This window comes from Streptomyces sp. CB02923 (assembly GCF_001905005.1).
Classification (GTDB): Bacteria; Actinomycetota; Actinomycetes; order Streptomycetales; family Streptomycetaceae; genus Streptomyces.
The window spans coordinates 28,423-46,339 of record NZ_LWKZ01000007.1; the positions used below are offsets into that span (position 1 = coordinate 28,423).

Annotated in this window: 15 protein-coding genes and 2 pseudogenes; 4 read left to right on the forward strand and 13 right to left on the reverse strand. The window is 72.6% G+C overall.

The features are described 5' to 3' along the window. Positions 1 to 72: 72 nt before the first annotated feature. On the forward strand, positions 73 to 831 hold the full coding sequence (locus A6A06_RS10235; RefSeq protein ID WP_073760893.1) for a class I SAM-dependent methyltransferase: 759 nt from the start codon (positions 73 to 75) through the stop codon (positions 829 to 831). Between the two features lie 119 nt (positions 832 to 950). On the opposite strand, the gene A6A06_RS10240 is transcribed toward A6A06_RS10235, so the two are convergent. Continuing rightward, positions 951 to 1,787, reverse strand: coding sequence for a VOC family protein (locus A6A06_RS10240; protein WP_242440662.1), 837 nt, complete (start codon positions 1,785 to 1,787; stop codon positions 951 to 953). A 51-nt stretch (positions 1,788 to 1,838) separates the two neighbouring features. Beyond that, positions 1,839 to 2,588: a SigB/SigF/SigG family RNA polymerase sigma factor gene (locus A6A06_RS10245; protein ID WP_073760943.1), complete on the reverse strand. Its 750-nt coding sequence runs from the start codon at positions 2,586 to 2,588 to the stop codon at positions 1,839 to 1,841. Positions 2,589 to 3,030: 442 nt separating this feature from the next. On the opposite strand from A6A06_RS10245, the gene A6A06_RS10250 reads away from it, so the two are divergent. Beyond that, positions 3,031 to 5,130, forward strand: coding sequence for a catalase (locus tag A6A06_RS10250; protein ID WP_073760894.1), 2,100 nt, complete (start codon positions 3,031 to 3,033; stop codon positions 5,128 to 5,130). An 83-nt stretch (positions 5,131 to 5,213) separates the two neighbouring features. On the opposite strand, the gene A6A06_RS43475 is transcribed toward A6A06_RS10250, so the two are convergent. Further along, positions 5,214 to 5,333, reverse strand: a complete 120-nt coding sequence (locus tag A6A06_RS43475; protein ID WP_274535875.1) for an LPFR motif small protein — start codon at positions 5,331 to 5,333, stop codon at positions 5,214 to 5,216. A 305-nt stretch (positions 5,334 to 5,638) separates the two neighbouring features. Here A6A06_RS43475 and A6A06_RS10255 point away from each other — a divergent pair, with 305 nt between their 5' ends. Continuing rightward, positions 5,639 to 5,839 carry a hypothetical protein gene (locus A6A06_RS10255; protein WP_073760895.1) on the forward strand — a complete coding sequence of 67 codons (201 nt, stop codon included), beginning with the start codon at positions 5,639 to 5,641 and terminating at the stop codon, positions 5,837 to 5,839. On the opposite strand, the gene A6A06_RS10260 is transcribed toward A6A06_RS10255, so the two are convergent. The 5 genes and pseudogenes from A6A06_RS10260 to A6A06_RS10280 form a co-directional block, all read right to left on the reverse strand. Next, positions 5,803 to 7,029, reverse strand: a complete 1,227-nt coding sequence (locus A6A06_RS10260; RefSeq protein ID WP_079193922.1) for an amidohydrolase — start codon at positions 7,027 to 7,029, stop codon at positions 5,803 to 5,805. The genes A6A06_RS10255 and A6A06_RS10260 overlap by 37 nt on opposite strands. Positions 7,030 to 7,643: 614 nt before the next feature. Then, positions 7,644 to 7,889: pseudogene (locus tag A6A06_RS10265) on the reverse strand (ATP-binding cassette domain-containing protein); the annotation flags it as partial. After that, positions 7,886 to 8,080, reverse strand: a complete 195-nt coding sequence (locus A6A06_RS10270) for a hypothetical protein (protein WP_073760896.1) — start codon at positions 8,078 to 8,080, stop codon at positions 7,886 to 7,888. The gene A6A06_RS10270 and the pseudogene A6A06_RS10265, both read right to left, overlap by 4 nt. A 125-nt stretch (positions 8,081 to 8,205) precedes the next feature. Continuing rightward, positions 8,206 to 9,348 carry a baeRF2 domain-containing protein gene (locus A6A06_RS10275; protein WP_073760897.1) on the reverse strand — a complete coding sequence of 381 codons (1,143 nt, stop codon included), beginning with the start codon at positions 9,346 to 9,348 and terminating at the stop codon, positions 8,206 to 8,208. A 341-nt stretch (positions 9,349 to 9,689) separates the two neighbouring features. Continuing rightward, a complete protein-coding gene (locus A6A06_RS10280) occupies positions 9,690 to 11,492 on the reverse strand; it encodes an ABC-F family ATP-binding cassette domain-containing protein (RefSeq protein ID WP_073760898.1) in 1,803 nt (600 codons plus the stop codon). 406 nt (positions 11,493 to 11,898) lie between these two features. On the opposite strand from A6A06_RS10280, the gene A6A06_RS10285 reads away from it, so the two are divergent. Further along, positions 11,899 to 13,404 carry an amino acid permease gene (locus A6A06_RS10285; RefSeq protein ID WP_073760899.1) on the forward strand — a complete coding sequence of 502 codons (1,506 nt, stop codon included), beginning with the start codon at positions 11,899 to 11,901 and terminating at the stop codon, positions 13,402 to 13,404. Between the two features lie 89 nt (positions 13,405 to 13,493). Here A6A06_RS10285 and A6A06_RS10290 read toward each other — a convergent pair whose 3' ends face one another. The 5 genes and pseudogenes from A6A06_RS10290 to A6A06_RS10305 form a co-directional block, all read right to left on the reverse strand. After that, positions 13,494 to 14,483: an alpha/beta fold hydrolase gene (locus A6A06_RS10290; protein WP_073760900.1), complete on the reverse strand. Its 990-nt coding sequence runs from the start codon at positions 14,481 to 14,483 to the stop codon at positions 13,494 to 13,496. Positions 14,484 to 14,772: 289 nt separating this feature from the next. Continuing rightward, complete coding sequence (locus A6A06_RS41525; RefSeq protein ID WP_199930795.1) at positions 14,773 to 14,946, reverse strand: hypothetical protein; 174 nt, start codon at positions 14,944 to 14,946, stop codon at positions 14,773 to 14,775. 88 nt (positions 14,947 to 15,034) lie between these two features. Then, positions 15,035 to 16,027, reverse strand: a complete 993-nt coding sequence (locus A6A06_RS10295) for a hypothetical protein (RefSeq protein ID WP_073760901.1) — start codon at positions 16,025 to 16,027, stop codon at positions 15,035 to 15,037. 7 nt (positions 16,028 to 16,034) lie between these two features. Beyond that, complete coding sequence (locus A6A06_RS10300; RefSeq protein WP_199930796.1) at positions 16,035 to 16,703, reverse strand: hypothetical protein; 669 nt, start codon at positions 16,701 to 16,703, stop codon at positions 16,035 to 16,037. A gap of 135 nt (positions 16,704 to 16,838) precedes the next feature. Then, positions 16,839 to 17,807, reverse strand: a pseudogene (locus A6A06_RS10305) (RNA polymerase sigma factor); the annotation flags it as partial. Positions 17,808 to 17,917 lie beyond the last annotated feature (110 nt).

Consider the following 17,917-nt stretch of genomic DNA (forward strand, 5'->3'; position numbering starts at 1 on the left):
GGAAACCGTTTTCACCTGTAGGTTGAGAGGCACCGGCGGACAGGTGCGAGACGGCTGAGGTGGCGCGACCGGATGGGACTGAGTGTGGCTACGGCCGCCCTGTGGGTGCGGCGGTGGGAACGGCAGCAGCAGCGGTACGCGATCGACCGTGAGGAGCGCTTCACGGTCGTCGCCGACGCCGTCGAGAAGGTGACCGCCCACCAGGAGCGGTCGCTGGTCCTGGACCTGGGATGCGGGCCCGGGTCGCTGGCCGCGCGGCTGGCCGGGCGGCTGCCCCGCGCGGACATCGTCGCCGTGGACAAGGACCCCGTCCTGCTGGCGCTGGGCCAGGCGCACCACGGCGACACCGTGCGGTTCGTCGAGGCGCCGGTCGGCGCGGGCGGCTGGACCCGCGCCCTGGACCTGGACCGCCCGCTGGACGCGGCGGTCTCGGCGACGGCGCTGCACTGCCTCGCGCCGGACGCGCTGCGCCGGGCGTACGAGGACCTCGCCGACGTCATCCGCCCCGGCGGTGTGCTCGTCAACAGCGACCGGTTCCGCAGCCCGCGGGGGGACCGGGCGGCGGAGGTCGCCGCCCAGGTCGGCCTGCGGCGCGCCGAACGCCAGCGGCCGCCCGGCCGTGAGGACTGGGCGTCCTGGTGGGCCGCCGCTGCCGCCGACCCGGAGCTGGCCGACCCCTTCACTGCCCGCCGCGCGCGGCACACCCCGCACAGCGTCCACAACGGTCTGCCCCTGTCCCACCACATACGGCTGCTGCGCCGGGCCGGCTTCCGGCACGCCGCGCCGGTCTGGCAGTTCGGCGAGGACGCGGTGCTGGTGGCGGTGCGGTAGTGCGTGCGGCGGGCTCGGGGTGGCGGTGCGGTGGACCCGGCCGGCGGGCTCAGGGGGTGGCGGCGGTCGTCCCGGCCGGTGGGCTCAAGGGGTGGCGGCGGTAGTCCCGGCCGGCGGGCTCAAGGGGTGGCGCCGATGATGTGGAAGAGGGTGCCTTCCGGGTCGCGCAGTTCGGCCACGGGGCCCTGGGAGGTGCGTTCGGCCCTGGACTCCACCTGCCCGCCGAGCTTCTTCGCGGTCTCCGCGGCCTCCTCGACGCTCGGCACCTGGAAGTGGATGTTCCAGCGGGGCCGCACCTGCGGATCGGCCGCCGCCTCGATCGCTCCGGCGTACATGCCCACCGCGTCCCGCTCCGCGACGCTGAGCACCACCCGCTCGTCCTCCCAGCGCACGTCGAGAGGGCTGGCGTCCTCCTCGCTGTACCAGTCGAAGAGGTCTCCGTAGAAGCGCGCGGCGTCGAACGCGTCCCGGGTGCGGAGCTCCACCCACGTCGGCGCGCCGGTGCCGACCGGCTGCCGGTTCGTCCGCGGTGTGCTCTCCCGGCACTCCCAGAGGCCGAAGCGCGCCCCGGCCGGGTCGGCGGCCAGCGCCAGCCGGCCCGCGTCGAAGTCCAGCGGGCCGATGGCGACCGTACCGCCGCGTTCCCTGACCCCGTTCGCCGCGTCGTCGGCGTTGCGCGTCCCGAAGTACGTCGTCCACGAGTTGGGCAGTTCGGTGTGGCGGGCGGCCGCGCTGAGCCCCGCCACCGCCGTGTCCCCGGCCATCGCCCGTACGTACGGGCCCCACCGGTCCGGTCCGGCCTCGAACCGCCAGCCCAGCAGCGGTCCGTAGAAACGCGTCGCGACGTCGAGGTCCCCCGTCAGGAGGGTGGCCCACGACGGCACCCCGGGAACGAACGTCATCTGGCAGTCGCCCATGTAAAGCCGGCCCTTCTCCACCATCATTGTGTCCAGCACTGCTACTGCGGTCCTACCAGGAAAGGCAGGACCGCATGCCATTCCACCGGGTCACGCCGCAACCGAACTGGCGGGCGCTTCGGGGCCGGTCCCGTCGGCCTGCTCGCGAATGCGTGCGCAGGTCCGCTTGATGAGACGGCACACATGCATCTGGGACAGTCCCAGTTCCTCGCCGATACGGCTCTGTGTCATATCGCAGAAGAACCGCATGTACAGAATGCGGCGCTCCCGCTCCGGAAGGCCGCGCAATCCGTCGCGCACCGTTTCCCGGGCGAGGACCAGCTCGTACTGCGACTCGGTGAAGCCGATACTGTCACGGAGGGCGAAATCGTCGTCGGCGCCCGGCCGCTCGGCGTCCAGTGAAAGGGTTTTGTAGCTTTCGATGGCTTCCAGGCCGAGGATGACGTCGTCGGCACAGAGCCGGGTGCGTTCGGCGATCTCCGCGACGGTCGGGAAACGGCTGTCGGAGGCCGCCGACAGTTCACGTACGGCCAGCCGCACGGTATTGCGGAGTTCCTGGACGCGGCGGGGTACGTGTACGCCCCACGTGCAGTCCCGGAAGTGCCGCTTGACCTCGCCCACGATGGTGGGGATGGCGTAACTCTCGAATGCGCTGCCACGCTCGGGCCGGTACCCGCCGATGGCCTTCACCAAGCCCAGGGCGGCCACCTGTTTCAGATCGTCCATGCTCTCACCGCGGTCACGGAACCGCAGCGCGAGACGTACGGCCATCGGCAGCCAGGCGCGTGTCAGTTCATCGCGCAGCCGCATTTTCTCCGGCCCCTCGGGCAGTTCTGCCAGTCGCGTGAAAACGGCGTTCGTCTCCTCCGCGTCCGGCGTGTCCGGAAAGGCTCGTCGGCGGCGTGACGGAGCCGTGGCGGCTGTGCTCACGGGATCCACTCTCCCAACGGACGCGGGGTCTGGGCGTCGTCAACGAGACGGCGGAAGCACACCGGGCGGACAGCCTCCGGATGCCCGCATACCGGGTCCGACCTGGTACGCGGTATACGCCCAACGTCTGTTCCACCGAGCATAGGACGATCGGCACCGGGCCGCCTGCGGAGAGCTCACGCATCGCTGCACCCCGTTATCCGCCCCGCTCGGAATGCATGTTTGGTTTTCCGGCCCACCGGATACCCAGCCCGGCGGAGTGCCGTCGCGACTGCTGCGGGCCGCGGCGCACGCCATCGTCGTGCGGACGCCCGCACACGAGTGGACAGGGCAGACAAGGAGCGAGAATCCGATGGCCGACCCGAAGCAAGAACAGCGTGACCGCTTCCGCGCCGAAGACCCGGCCTCCGGGCCGATGACGACCGACCAGGGCGTGACGGTCGACCACACCGATGATTCCCTCCAGGCCGGCGAGCGCGGCCCTACGCTGATGGAGGACTTCCACTTCCGGGAGAAAATCACCCGCTTCGACCACGAGCGGATCCCGGAACGGGTGGTGCACGCGCGCGGGGCGGGTGCGTACGGCTATTTCCAGCCGTACCGGTCGTGCGCGGAATTCACCCGGGCGGCCTTCCTCCAGGACCCGTCCGTGAAAACCCCGGTGTTCGTCCGGTTCTCCACCGTGCAGGGCCCGCGCGGCTCCGCCGACACCGTGCGTGACGTCCGTGGTTTCGCGACGAAGTTCTACACCTCGGAGGGCAATTACGACCTGGTGGGGAACAATTTCCCGGTCTTCTTCATCCAGGACGGCATCAAGTTCCCGGACTTCGTGCACGCGGTGAAGCCGGAGCCGCACAACGAGATTCCGACGGGTGCCTCCGCGCACGACACGCTGTGGGACTTCGTCTCCCTCCAGCCCGAGACGCTGCACACGATCATGTGGCTGATGTCCGACCGGGCCATCCCGCGCAGCTACCGGATGATGCAGGGCTTCGGTGTGCACACCTTCCGGTTCGTCAACGCGCAGGGTCAAGGCACCTTCGTGAAATTCCACTGGAAGCCGAAGCTGGGGGTGCACTCCCTGGTGTGGGACGAGGCCCAGGAGGCCCAGGGCCGGGATCCGGACTTCAACCGCCGGGACCTGTGGGACACCATCGAGGCCGGTGCGTACCCCGAGTGGGAGCTGGGCGTCCAGCTCGTGCCGGAGTCCGACGAGCACGAGTTCGACTTCGACCTGCTGGACGCCACGAAGATCATCCCGGAGGAGCAGGTCCCGGTGGAGCCCATCGGCCGGATGGTGCTCGACCGCAACCCCGACAACTTCTTCGCCGAGACCGAGCAGGTCGCCTTCCACACGGCGAACGTCGTGCCCGGCATCGACTTCACCAACGACCCGCTGCTCCAGGCCCGCAACTTCTCCTACCTGGACACCCAGCTGATCCGGCTCGGCGGGCCGAACTTCGCGCAGATCCCGGTGAACCGGCCGGTCGCCCCGGTCCGCACCAACCAGCGCGACGGCTACCACCAGAACGAGATCCACCGGGGCACCAACTACTCCCCGAACTCGCTCGGCGGCGGCTGCCCCGCACTGGCCGACCCCGACGACCCGGCCTTCCGCCATCACACCGAGCGCGTGGACGGCCGCAAGATCCGGCGCCGCAGCCCCAGCTTCGAGGACCACTACACCCAGACGGCGATGTTCTGGCACAGCATGGCCGGCTGGGAGCAGAAGCACATCGTCGACGCGTTCCGCTTCGAGCTGGGCAAGGTGGGCACCAAGGAGGTCCGCGCCCGTACGGTCGAGCAGCTCGCGTACGTGGACCACGCGCTGGCCGTCGCGGTCGCCGAGGGCGTCGGCGTACCCGCGCCGCAGGAGCGCCCGAACACTCCGCAGCCGGCCCCCTCCCCCGCGCTGAGCTTCGAGAACAACCGCGGGGACGGCTCGATCAGCACCCGGCAGATCGCCGTGCTGGTCTCCGACGGCGTGGACGCGGCGCAGACGATCGCGGTCCGCGACGCGCTGGCCGAGCGGGGCGCGACCGTGGAACTGCTCGCCCCGCAGGACGGCACCGTCCAGGACAAGGACGGCAGCACGCTCGGCGTGGACCGGGCGCTGCCCACCGTCGCCTCGGTGCTCTACGACGCGGTGCTGCTGCCCCCGGGCGGCCTGGACTCCGGCAACGCGGCGGCCGACGACGCGGCCCTGCGGTTCGTCCGCGGCGCCTACCGCCACGGCAAGCCGATCGGCGCCCTGGGAGCGAGCGTGGACAAGCTGGCCGGCCTCCTGCCGGACGAGCTGCGCACGGCCGCGGAAGGGGAATCGACGGTCTCCGAGGCGGGCATCGTGACGGACCGGCTGCCGGGCGGCGCGACCGCCCAGGACTTCACCGGCGCGTTCGCCGAGGCGGTCGCGGCACACCGGCACTGGAACCGGCCGGCGCTGCCCGGCTGATCCCTGAGCCGATCCCTGAGCCGATCCGCTGCGCGGCTCCCGCCCGCTGTCCGGCTGTCCGGCTGTCCCGCTGCCCGGCCGGGTCAGCGGGCCGAGCGCGAGGCGCCGCCGAACAGCCGGGCCAGTGCCCTGAACGGCAGGGTGACGACTGCCGCGAGCGTGCTGCCCACGGTCCGCAGTACGTCCGCGATGGCTCGGAACATCTCACACACCTCCTGGTCCCGGTGGCGCGGCGGAACCGGGTCCGGCCGGACGCCCGGACCCGGACCGCCGCGAACGGCCGCGGCACCGGGTAGCCCCCGTACGGCGCGGGAAACCCGTACGGACGAACGGGCCACCGTCGCTCCGGGCATGATCACCGCACGTCCGGGAACCCGGTGAGGCGTGGGGCACCCGGTACCGGGCGGGCGCCCGGCAGCCGCACCGCCCCCAGGCCGAGGCCCCCGCGCCGGCCGCACGACCGGCCCGTCGGCCGTACCACCGACGGGCCCGCAGGAAGGACCACTCCATGGGAAACGACCGCAAACACACCGACTCCGCCGCCGACGAGCTGGCCAAGGAGTTCGAGGACGCGGAGCTGGACGTCACGGACGACGAGGACGAGGACGAGCGGGTCGGCAAGGAGGGCGACACGTTCTCCACCAACCTGGAGGAGCAGCAGAACGCGGCGGGTCACCCGCGGGGCGAGCCGGCCGACGAGCGCCGCTGAGGCGTGTCGGCGGCACCGGTCCGGGCACGGTGCGTCTCCGTGACCCGGGCCCGCTGCCCGGCGTCGGCGGCCAGGTCCGCGGCCGTCAGGGCCATGGCCAGGGCGCCGTCCAGGACCGCGCGGTCGGCGTGCTCGCCGGTGGTCACCCCGGCGAATTCGCGCGTGTGGGGCCGGGCGCGGCAGGACAGGCCGATGGTGGGGTGGATGGCGGGCAGGAAGTGGCTGATGTTGCCCATGTCGGTGGAGGCCCCGATGGCGACCGCGGACTCGGGCGTACGGCCCAGCGCCCGTACGTGCCGGGCGTAGGTGTCGCCGAGCCAGGCGTCCTGACGCAGGTCGGCGTAGGCGGGGGACGGTTCGGTCAGCGTCAGCTCGCAGCCGCTGGCCAGCGCGCCCGCCTCGAAGCAGGCCCGTACGCGCGGCCACAGCGTCTCCAGTTCGCCGAGGGTGTCGGCGCGCAGCTGCCAGCTCATCCGGGCCGTCTCCGGGATGATGTTGGTGCGGTCGCCGCCGTGCGTGACGATGCCGTGCATCCGTACGCCGTCGGGCAGTTGCTGGCGCAGCAGGGCCAGCGCGGTCTGCGCGACGACGCACGCGTCGGCGGCGTTCAGGCCGTCGTGCGGGGCGATGGCCGCGTGCGCGGCGCGCCCCCGGTACTCCGCCTCCACACCGCGTGAGGCCCGGGACGTACCGCCGAAGTCGTCCGACGGGCCCGGGTGGACCATCATCGCGCACGACACGTCGTCGAAGGCGCCCGCGTCCAGCATGAGGATCTTGCCACCGCCGCCCTCCTCAGCGGGGGTGCCCAGCGCCTTCACCCGCAGCCCGAGGTCCCCGGCGACCGCGGCCAGCGCGAGGGCGGCGCCCGCCCCGGCGGCGGCGATCAGGTTGTGCCCGCAGGCGTGGCCGAGGTCCGGCAGGGCGTCGTACTCCAGGCACAGCCCCACCGTCAGGTCCGCGTCGGCCGGTCCCGCGGTGGCGGTGAACGCGGTCGGCAGCCCGGCCGTGCCGCGTTCCACCGCGAAGCCCGCGTCCGCCAGCAGCCGGGTCAGGGCGTCGGCCGCGTGGTGTTCGGCGAAGGCCGTCTCCGGGTGCGCGTGGAGGTCGCGGGCGAGCAGCAGCAGCGGATCGCGTGCGGCGTCGAGACGGGCGCGGATCACGTCGCCGGGGGCGGGTGCGGTACTGGCCAAGGTGACCTCCTCGTCGGCGCGGGTCCCACGAGGGCCGGTGCGGCCGGGGCGCGCCTGGTGGTGGGCGGATTCAGCGGTCCATGGTCATGGACCGTAACGCGGCGGCCTTCTGAGGCCCAGGGGTGACCGCCACCCCTCCCCTGAAGGCTCGGCGGGGCTCGGCCCGTGGTCGGCTGAGGTGCCGCACGCCTCGTGGGGCGGACGCGCCGTACCGCCCGGTGTGCGCCCGATCCCCGCGACCGGGCGCGGAACGTGCGCCCTGTCCGGCCCGTCACGCCCTCTCCTAGCCTGCGAGCGTGGGCCACAGGAGGAAGAGCGAAAGGAAGGTCGAGTGTGACGTGACGGTCTTCAACAAGGCCGGAAGCAAGCCGGTCGAGGCGCCTTCAGCCGATCCCTACGGCTCCGCCTGACCAGCTCGGCCCTGTCTGCCGGGGCGGCCCTGGACCCGACGGCCGGCCCCGGCGGAAGGAGCGGGCCACACGGCTCCGGCCAGTTCTCGTCAGCTCCTGCGGCGGCGCAGCCACCAGGCGCAGAACCCGCCCGTCAGTACGGCGAGGGCGAGGTGGATCGCGGTTTCGTACCACTGGAAGGCCCAGTAGCGGTCACCGGGCTGGGGCGACGAAGCCGACCTTCGCCAGCTGCGCCGGGCCGGAAGCGGGAGGCTCACCGAGGACCGCGATGGTGCCCGCGGTCGGGGTGATCAGACCACAGGCCAGCTGTAACAGGGTGGACTTTCCCGCCCCGTTGGGGCCGACCAGCCCGACCACCCGCCCGCTCGGCACACTCAGGGTGCAGTCGGACAGCGCCTGGCGGCGGCCGTACCGCTTGCCCAGGGCTGCGGTTTCCAGAATCGCGGTCATGTCTCCTCTTCGATGTGGGTGCGGAACGTGGTGCGGAACAGGGCCTCGATGCTCTCCTCGTCCAGCCCGGCGGTCCGTGCCCGGCCGAGCCAACGCAGCAACTCCCGGCGCAGCGGCTCGTGTTCGGACAGCGGGGCGTCACCGAGCGCGGCGAGGCCCTGGTGTTCGAGTTCCCGGTACGCCTTGCCCACCGGCCGCCGGTTCCCGTACCTCTCCCGAGCCCCCGAGCACCCCCGAGCCCCCCGGAGCACGACGAAGACCGGTGCCCGGGCAGTACGGAGACTGCGCGGGCACCGGTCCCGGTGCGGTCGTGGTCCTAGTCGTGCTGGGTCGGTGTGCTCCAGCGGAGGATGGCGCCGAGGCCGCCGGCCGGGGCTTCGGCGGGGTCCCGGACGACCACGGCTTCCGCTCCGTTCGCGGCGGCCGAGCGGAGCAGCGCGTCGTCCGCGCGGGCCGCGGACGGGTTCGTCTCGCCCAGGTACTGCAGTTCGGAGTTGCGGACCGCCAGCTGGTCGGCGCCGGGGCCCACCCAGACCTCACGTCCGGCGTCGGCGCTGCCGGGGGCGATGATCAGGGTGTCGATACGGTGTTCGCGCGCCGCCTCGACGAGGGCCGGTACGCCGGTCGCGGCGTACGCGGGATCGGTGCCGCCCACTCCGGCGCCCGCCCGGAAGCGGTCGAGGACGTCCGCCACGTGGTCGCGCTCGTGGGCGGCGCGTACGTGGGCGATGTCGCGGTCCAGCGCGCTGCTCTCCGAGCCCGCGGCCCGGCCGCCGTGGTCGCTCTCGTAGGTCACCGAGCGCAGTTGCTGGGGGAGCTTGTCGTGCACCGAGCGGCGTTCGCGGGAGTCGCCCGCCAGCAGCATGACCGTGGCGCCGCAGCTGTCGAAGACGCGCTGCGCGGCCTCGGCGATCTCGCCGGCGTTCTGCTCCCAGGTGTTCTCGACCGCGGTCTGGAAGTGCCGCTCGGACCAGTCCGCCGTCGAGGTGCGGTGGATCGGCCAGTCCAGGCCCTCGACCGTGCCGGCCTCCTCGCCGCCCCGGTCGTCGTGCAGCTCGAAGTCGGCTCCGGTGCGGTCCACGTACACCACGAGACATCCGGCGTTGCCCGCCGCGGCCTCGGCCCACGGGGTGATCCTGGGCAGCGCCGACCAGGCCGCGAACGACCTGGCGGGGCGTCCGGCGAGCGGCGCGTCCAGGACGATCTCGCCGTCCGTGGCGAAGACCGCCCGCCCGGACAGGGTCGCGAGGTCCCCGTCGGCGCCGGCGCCGGTCAGCGCCTCGCGCACGGCGTCGCACGTGGCCCGGTCCGCTCCCTGCTCGGCGAGTTGCCGGGCCGCCGCGTCCGCCGAGAGCTCCCGCTGCTTGGCCGCGTCCTCGGTGCTGTGCGGCACCTCGGCGTACACGGATGCCCAGGGGCCCGGCCGGTCGATGATCGGTTGAAGGAGCGAGAGGTGCATGGCGCTTCCTCCTGAAGGGTTCGCGGGTCACCGACTGACAGTCGTGACAGCCTTGACGGTGATGTCTTGACGGTGTTCCGGGTGCCCGGTTTCCAGCGGTTGCAACGTATGCGGACGGTTCTCATGTGATTTTTCATGGCCTGTGGTGCTCGTGTACCGTGCACCGCTTCCCTGGCCGTGAACCGCCGTCCGGCGTGTCCGCACGCGTGCCCGTTCACCGCGCCGCCATGCCCCTCCGTCACCGGACCGATCGCCCCTCACCCTTTCCTCGCGGGCTCCCTCTCCACTCTCGGCCCTCGGAGCGGAGGGCGCACCCCGGGGGGCACGCCCCGCCCCTTCCGTCAGCGGCCCCCGGTGACGCGCTCCCGCTCCCCCACCGCCCGGCCGCCGTCGAGCTCCAGTCCGCGCCCGCGGAACCCGCCGCGGAAGCGCCGGTCGTGGGAGACCACGACCACCGCGCCGCGGTAGGCCGACAGCGCCTCCTCCAACTCCTCGACCAGGGCGAGCGAGATGTGGTTGGTCGGCTCGTCCAGAACGAGCAGGTCGGCGGGCCGCGTCACCAGACGCGCCAGTTCCAGCCGCCGCCGCTGCCCCACGGACAGGGCCGCCACGGGCACCGCCAGGTCCTCCTCCCGGAACAGGCCGAGGGCCAGCAGCGCGGGCGCGTGCTCCGCGGGCGGGCCGGGGAGACCGGCGGCGAAAGCGGCGAGCAGGGACTGCCGGACCGGTGCGGCGGACAGCTCCTGCGCCAGGTATCCGGTACGGGCCGGCCGGCGCACGGTGCCCGTGTCGGGGCGCAGGTTACCGGCCAGGACGCGGAGCAGGGTCGTCTTGCCCGCGCCGTTGGGGCCGGTCACCAGCAGGCGGTCGCCCGCCGTGACGGTCAGCTCCTCGATCCGGAGCCGGTCGCCGACGGTGATGCCGGTCAGTTCGGCGAGGGGCCGGGGGCCGGAGCCGGTTCCAGCTCCGGCTTCGGCCTCGGAGTCGGTTCCAGCTCTGGCTTCGGCTTCGGCAGCCGTACCGGGCCCGCCAGCGGTCCCGCCCATCCCGCCCATCCCGCCCGTCCCGCCCGTCCCGTCCGTCCCGTCCGTCCCGTCCGTCCCGCCCGTCCCGTCCGTCCCGCCCGTCCTGCCCGTCCCATCCGCGTACGTCCCCAGTTCCGCGCTGAACCGGAGCGGTACGGGAGGCGGCGGCACCGGATGCCGCCGGAGCCGGGTCAGCCGCTGTGCGGCGGCTCTGACCTGGCCGGAGAGCTTCGCCTCGTGCGAGCGGCGGTGTTTGCCGAAGCCCTCGCGAGGGTCCTTGCCGGTGCCCGCGAGCCGCCGTCCGGCCGACTCCGCCAGTTCGGCGGTCCGGGCGACCTCCGCCCGCCACTCCTCGTGGTCCTGCGCCCAGCGGCGTCGGGCCGCGGCCTTCGCCGTCCGGTAGCCCTGCCAGCCGTCGCCGTGGCGCGTGACGGTCCGCAGGTCGCGGTCGGCTTCGAGGATGCCGGAGGTGACCGCTTCGAGCAGCACGCGGTCGTGGGTGACGACGACCACCGTGCCGCGGTGCGCGGTGAGGTGGGCCTCCAGCCAGGCGGTGGCCTGCTGGTCGAGGTGGTTCGTCGGCTCGTCCAGCAGGAGCAGTTCGGGCGCCGCGGCCAGGACGCAGGCCAGTGACAGCCGCGACTGCTCGCCGCCGGAGAGCGAGCCGAGCACCCGGTCTCGGGTGATGTGGGCCAGTCCGAGGCCGTGCAGGGCCGCGTCCACGCGGGCGTCCGCCCGGTAGCCGCCGCGTTCTTCGTACGTGGTCAACAGGTCGCCGTACGCGTCGAGTTCGTCCGGCGTGGCGGTGGCCAGGGTGGCTTCCGCCGTGCGGATGCGGGCTTCGAGGGCGCGCAGTTCGGCGAGGGCGGCGTCGACGGCGTCCTGGACGGTGCCGCGCGGATCGAGGTCCGAGGTCTGGCCGAGGTGGCCGGTGCCGCCGGGGAAGGACACGGTGATCTCGCCCGTGTCCGGCGCCTCGGCCCCGGCCAGCAGCCGGAGCAGCGTGGACTTGCCGGAGCCGTTCTCTCCGATGACGCCGACCTTCTCGCCGGGGCGTACGGTCAGCGACACCTGCTCCAGCACGGTGCGGTCGCCGTAGGTGCGGGAGACGTCTTTCATGGTCAGTTGGGCGCGATGGCGCACGGGAATTCCCTGAGGTACGTCGCGGCCGCGCCGTGCGCCCTGCGCACGGGGGCCGGATTCCGTCGGAGGCCGGGGGCAGCACGGCGGGCGGCGAAGGGTCAGCCGTCCGCGGTCACGCCGGTCTCAGACGAAGTAGTACCAGGAAGCCATGTCTTCCACTGTAGCCCAGGAGCACTGCTCACGAAGGGGAATATCGGGCGTCGCGGCGCGCCCGCGCCGGGCCGTGCCCGCGTTTTCGTGAATGGGCCGCGTCCCGGCCGCGGTCCCAGCATTTGAGACGCCGGAGCGTTACGTTGCGAGGACGCGGACGCCTGACGGACACTCCGACCGGGAACGCGTACGACCGTTTCCCGTACCTCTGAGAGAGTTCGGAATACCCACCGTGAGTCTGCTGCGCAAAAAGCCTTTGGAGCGAGCCGTCAAGGAGGCTCGCGGAGAGGGCGAACAACAACTTCGCCGGGACCTTTCCGCGCTCGATCTGACCATCCTCGGGGTCGGTGTCATTCTCGGCACCGGAATCTTCGTCCTCACCGGTACGGTCGCCCGGAACATGGCCGGGCCCGCCGTGGCGCTCTCCTTCGTCGTCGCCGCGGCGGTCTGCGCGTGCGCGGCGCTGTGCTACGCCGAATTCGCCTCCTCGGTCCCGGTCGCGGGCTCCGCGTACTCCTATTCGTACACGGCGCTGGGCGAACTGCCCGCCTGGATCATCGGCTGGGCGCTGAGCCTGGAACTGACCCTGGCCACCGCGGTGGTGGCGGTCGGCTGGTCCGGCTATCTGCAGTCGATGCTGGAGAGCGTCGGCCTGCATCTTCCCGCCGTGCTGAGCGGCGGCGACGACGCGGTGGTGAATCTGCCCGCGGCGCTTCTCGTCCTCGTTCTGGGCGGGGTGCTCATCGTCGGCGGAAAGCTCTCCAAAGGCGTCACCAATGTGCTGGTCGGCATCAAGCTGGCCATTGTGCTGCTGGTGATCGTCGCGGGTCTGTTCTTCATCGACTCCGCCAATTACAGCCCCTTCGTGCCCGAGGCCCAGCACACCGCCAAGGTGTCCGGGCTCCAGGCCCCGCTGTTGCAGCTTTTGACGGGCATCACCCCGACGGCATTCGGCGTCGCCGGAATTCTGAGCGCCGCCGCCATGGTCTTCTTCGCCTACATCGGCTTCGACATGGTGGCGACCTCCGCCGAGGAGACCCGCCGTCCGCAGCGCGATCTGCCCATCGGCATCATCGCCTCGCTGGTCATCGTCACCGTGCTCTATGTGGCGGTGTGCCTGGTGGTCACCGGTATGCAGCACTATTCACAACTGTCGGTGAAAGCCCCGCTGGCCGACGCGTTCACGGCCAAGGGCCATCCCTTCTTCGCCACCGTCATCAGCCTCGGCGCGGTGGTCGGCCTGGCCGCGGTGAGTCTGATCTGCTTCCGGTCGCAGAGCCGCGTGATCTTCGCGATGGCCCGGGACGGGCTCCTGCCGAAGGCGCTGTGCAAGGTGGACCCGCGGCACGGCACCCCGAAGGTCAACCTGGTGGTGCTCGCCCTGATCATGGCGGCGCTGGCGGCCTTCCTGAAGTTCGACCTGCTCGCCGAAATGGTGAACATCGGCACGCTGTTCGCCTTCGCCGCCGTCTCGGCCAGTGTGCTGATCATGCGGCGGACGGCCCCGGACCTGCCCCGCGCCTTCCGTACCCCGTGGGTGCCGTTCATCCCGCTGGTCTCGCTGCTGTGCTGCCTGTACCTGATGCTCAACCTCCAGCTGATCACCTGGGTCGGCTTCCTGGTCTGGCTCGCGGCCGGTCTCGCGCTGTACTTCGGCTACGGCCGGCGGCACAGCAAGCTCAGCGAACACACGCGGGACGCGGCGCGAGAGGCCGACGAGGCCGACGCCGCGGTGTAGCGGTTTCACGGTGCAGCGGCGCAGCGGTTCGCGTACGGCGTCCGGCGCACGCCCGGAGGAGGGCGTGCGCCGGACGGCCCGCCGCACCGTCACTTCGCCGCGGGCAGCTCCGCCAGGAACTCCAGCAGCGCGGCGCTGACCTCGGCCGGCCGCTCCTGCTGCGTCCAGTGGCCACAGCCGGGCAGGGCCGGGGGCTGGCGCAGGTTCGGCATCGTCCGCTCCAGGGCGGGCAGCAGCTCGTCGATGCCGGGGAAGGCCCTGACCAGGTCACGGTCGCCCGCCAGGTACAGGGCGGGGACGTCGATGCCGCGGCCCTGGAACGGCGCGAGCAGTTCCCAGTTGCGGTCGATGTTGCGGTACCAGTTCAGGCCGCCGGTGAAGGCACGGGCGCCGTGCCGGGCGAACTCGTCCGCGAAGGTGTCGATGTCCTCCTGGGTCAGCCAGCCGGGCAGTTCCTCCGGGGCCTGCATCCCGTCCAGCAGCTTGGCGCCTTCCGGGATGACCCACGGGCGGGGCGGGTCGGTGAAGTCGCTGTCGCCGGAGCCGTTGGCCAGCATGGCGCGGAAGGTCGCGGCGGGGTCCTGGGCCAGCTCGGCGTCGGCGACGCCGGGTTCCTGGAAGTAGACCTGGTAGAAGCCGTCTCCGAGCACCTCACGCAGGCGGGCCAGCGGCGCCACGGGAGAGCGCGGCGCCGGCGGCACGCTCAGCCCGACGACGCCGCGCACCACGTCCGGGCGCAGCTGCGCCGTCGTCCAGGCCACCGGGGCACCCCAGTCGTGGCCGACGACGACCGCCTGGTCCTCCCCCAGCGCGTGGATCAGGGCGATCACGTCGCCGGTCAGGTGCAGCATGGTGTACGAGGCGATGTCGGCCGGCTGGTCGCTGCGCGCGTAACCGCGCTGGTCCGGAGCCACGACCCGGTATCCGGCCGCGGCGAGCGGCGCGAACTGGTGGCGCCAGGAATACCAGCATTCCGGGAAGCCGTGCAGGAGCAGGACCAGTGGCCCCTGCCCCTGTTCGGCGATGTGCAGCCGGACGCCGTTCACCTCGACGGAGCTGTGCTCGACTGCGCTGGTCACATGTCCTCCTGCGGTCGTCTGCCGGGCGTGCCGTGCGGTGCGCGACCCCGTACCGCGGGGCCCGCACCTCGGGGCCCGCACCTGTCGCACCGCACGGTACGGCCAACGGCCGCACGGGGAAACGCCCTTGCCCGGCGATCCGTCGGCAAAACACCCGGCGCTCCGCCGACGAGCCGCCGGGAGATCCGTTGACGAGCCGTCCGGCGCTCCGCCGACGAGCCGCCGGGAGATCCGTTGACGAGCCGTCCGGCGCTCCGCCGCCGGGCCGCGATGACGGGCGCGCCGACGGTCACCTGGACGGTGTGCCGGACGGTGGACGCGTCAGTTCCGGTCCCGTGGCGGGCGCCCCGCCGTTGCCGCCGGTCACCGGCGCCCTGCTGCCGAGCGTCACCGTCACGCCCAGTGTCACCAGCACCACGGCAGCCGCGGCCCCCGCCACGCGCTGCGACCGCGTCCCCGTCATCGATCCGTTCATACCACCCCAGACCGGCGCGAGTGCACAATGGTTGCACGCTGGACCAAAATCTGTCGGCCCGTCGGGGCACGGCCCCTCACTGCACGTCGGTCCCGTCCCGGGGCTGGGTGCCCGGCATGAGCTGGATCAGGATCGTGTCGTCGTCCTCGATGACGAAGGCGGGGTCGATCCGGGCGCGCCAGCCGACGGGCAGGACGTAGTAGCGGCGGTCGCGTTCCAGGATCAGCCGCAGCCCGGTGTAGCGGTAGCGGTAGTGCATGCCCGGGAGGGTTTCGGCCGCCAGGCCGGGGCCGGTCAGGCTGAGGCGTTCGGTGCTCAGGACGACGACGGCGGGGCGCCGTACGAGGTGGGCGGCGGCCGCGCGGGCGTCCTGGGTGCCGAGTCTGCCCGCCACCAGGGCGATGGCCCAGACGAGGAACAGCGCGGCCGCCGCGACCGGGAAGCCCCGGCGCCACAGGCCGCGCGCCGGTCTGCCGGGGTTCGCCGCGTCGCTCTGGCCCAGGACGAGGCCGGTGGCCACCAGCAAGGGCGCCGCCCACCCGTACGGCTGGATGCGCTGCCACAGCAGCATCAGCACGACCCCGGCGGCCAGGAACAGCGCGTTCAGACGGGCGACGGCCCGGCCTGCCCGGCGCGCCGCGTAGGTGACGCGGGGCGGGACACGGAGCAGTACGAGGAGTTCCGGCAGGCGTGGCGTCACGGCCAGGAGGGCGAGGCCGACGAGGACGGGGAGGGTCACCAGGCGCAGGCTCCAGATGATCATCTGCGGGAAGCCGAAGCCGAGGATCGACGCGCGGACGTGGAAGTAGGCGAAGTAGGCGCTGCTGTGCATGACGCCCGCGTAGAACATCAGGCCGCCGACGAGCGACCCGGCGCCGAGGACGGTGTTGAGGAACTCGAACCGCTGGCCGGGCTGCGACGGCGTGTCGGGGCCGCAGGCGCGCGGCGGCGGGACGGCCCGGCGGAGCTGCCTGCGGCGGGCGGCCCGGCGAAGCTGCCTGCGGCGCCGGGCACGGGCGCGGGCCACAGCGACGGCCGGATCGCCCGGAACGGCAGGCGGGGCGCCCATCGCCGGGTCAGGGCACGTCGGTGGCGGCCGGGCTGGGGCCGGGCCGACCGTTGTCCGTATCCGACCGCGCTGACCGCGGGGACTGCCCGGCCTCCCCGGTCTCCCCGGTCTCCCCGGTCTCCCCGGTCGGGCCGCCTCCCGCGTTCTGCCCGGACCGTCCGGACTGCCCGGTATCCGTCCACGAAGGGCTGGGCGAGGTGTCGTCCGCCGTCGGGGAGGGTTTCCTCGATCGGCACGAGATCTCCTGGCCCGAGGCATCGGTGCACGAGGGCGCGGGCGACTGGTGGCCGTTGCTCGGCGTGTCGCCGACACCGGCCGTCTCCGGGTTGCCGGTGTCCGTGGGCGGCTGGGACACCGGATCGACCGGGTCGCCGCCCTGACGGTACGAGTCCGGGCCGCTCCCGGCGCCGCGCGAGCCGCCGTCGGTGCCGGGCCCGCCGGTGCCGGTCCTGCCGGCGCCCGGCCCGCCGGTGCCGGCTCCGCTCGCGCCCGGCCCGCCGGTGTCCGCCGCTCCGTGTCCGGACGCTGACGACGCGGCGCCACCGGACCCCGCGCCGGGCGGGACGCCGCCGGGAGCGGGCGGCCCGCCGGATTGCCCGCAGGCCGTGGTGGTGGCGAGGAGCGCCAAGATCACCGAGGCGGTGACACGACCGGCTTTCGCTGCTGCGGACCTCATCCCGGACCCCCGTCCCCCGCGAGCCGCTGCTGTGAGGCTAGCAGCGGCCCGGCGGCCGGTCACCGGGCTGCGGAGGGCGCGTTGCGCAGGCACGCGCGCCCCCTGGAGACCTGCTACGCGCCCCCCGGAGACCGGCTAGTCGAGGTAGTCGCGCAGCAACTGGGACCGTGACGGGTGGCGGAGCTTCGACATGGTCTTGTTCTCGATCTGGCGGATCCGCTCGCGGGTGACGCCGTAGACCTTGCCGATCTCGTCGAGCGTCTTGGGCTGCCCGTCCGTGAGGCCGTAGCGCATGGAGACGACGCCCGCCTCGCGGTCGGCCAGGGTCTCCAGGATGGAGCGCAGCTGCTGCTGGAGGAAGGAGAAGCCGACGGCCTCGGCCGGGACGACGGCCTCGGTGTCCTCGATCAGGTCACCGAACTCGCTGTCGCCCTCCTCGCCCAACGGCGTGTGCAGGGATATCGGTTCACGGCCGTATTTCTGTACCTCGATGACCTTTTCCGGGGCCATGTCGAGTTCCTTGGCCAGTTCTTCCGGGGTGGGTTCGCGGCCGGTGTCCTGGAGCAGCTGGCGCTGAATCCGCGCCACCTTGTTGATGATCTCGACCATGTGGACGGGAATGCGGATCGTACGGGCCTGGTCGGCCATCGCCCGGGTGATGGCCTGCCGAATCCACCAGGTCGCGTACGTGGAGAATTTGAATCCCTTGACGTAGTCGAACTTCTCGACCGCGCGGATCAGGCCCAGGTTGCCCTCCTGGATGAGGTCCAGGAAGAGCATCCCGCGCCCCGTGTAGCGCTTGGCGAGCGAGACGACGAGCCGGAGGTTGGCCTCGACCAGGTGCTCCTTGGCGCGTCCGCCGTCCATCACCAGGATCTCCAGCTCGCGCCGGAGCGTCCCGGCGGGCTCGCCGGTGTCCAGCTTTTCCTGGGCGAACAGGCCGGCCTCGACGCGTTTGGCCAGCTCCACCTCCTGTTCGGCGTTGAGCAGGGGGACCTTGCCGATCAGCTTCAGGTAGTCCTTGACCGGGTCGGCGGAGGCTCCGGCACCGGCGACCTGCTGCGCCGGAGCGTCCCCCTCGTCACCGTGGGACAGGGTGAATCCGCCGGCCGCCTCGATCGCCGTACCGTCGGACGGTACGGCTAGCGGGGCCGGGGATTCGGCTGTTTCCTGCGGTCGCATGACGGGCGAGGTGAGTGACACGAGGAACCTCT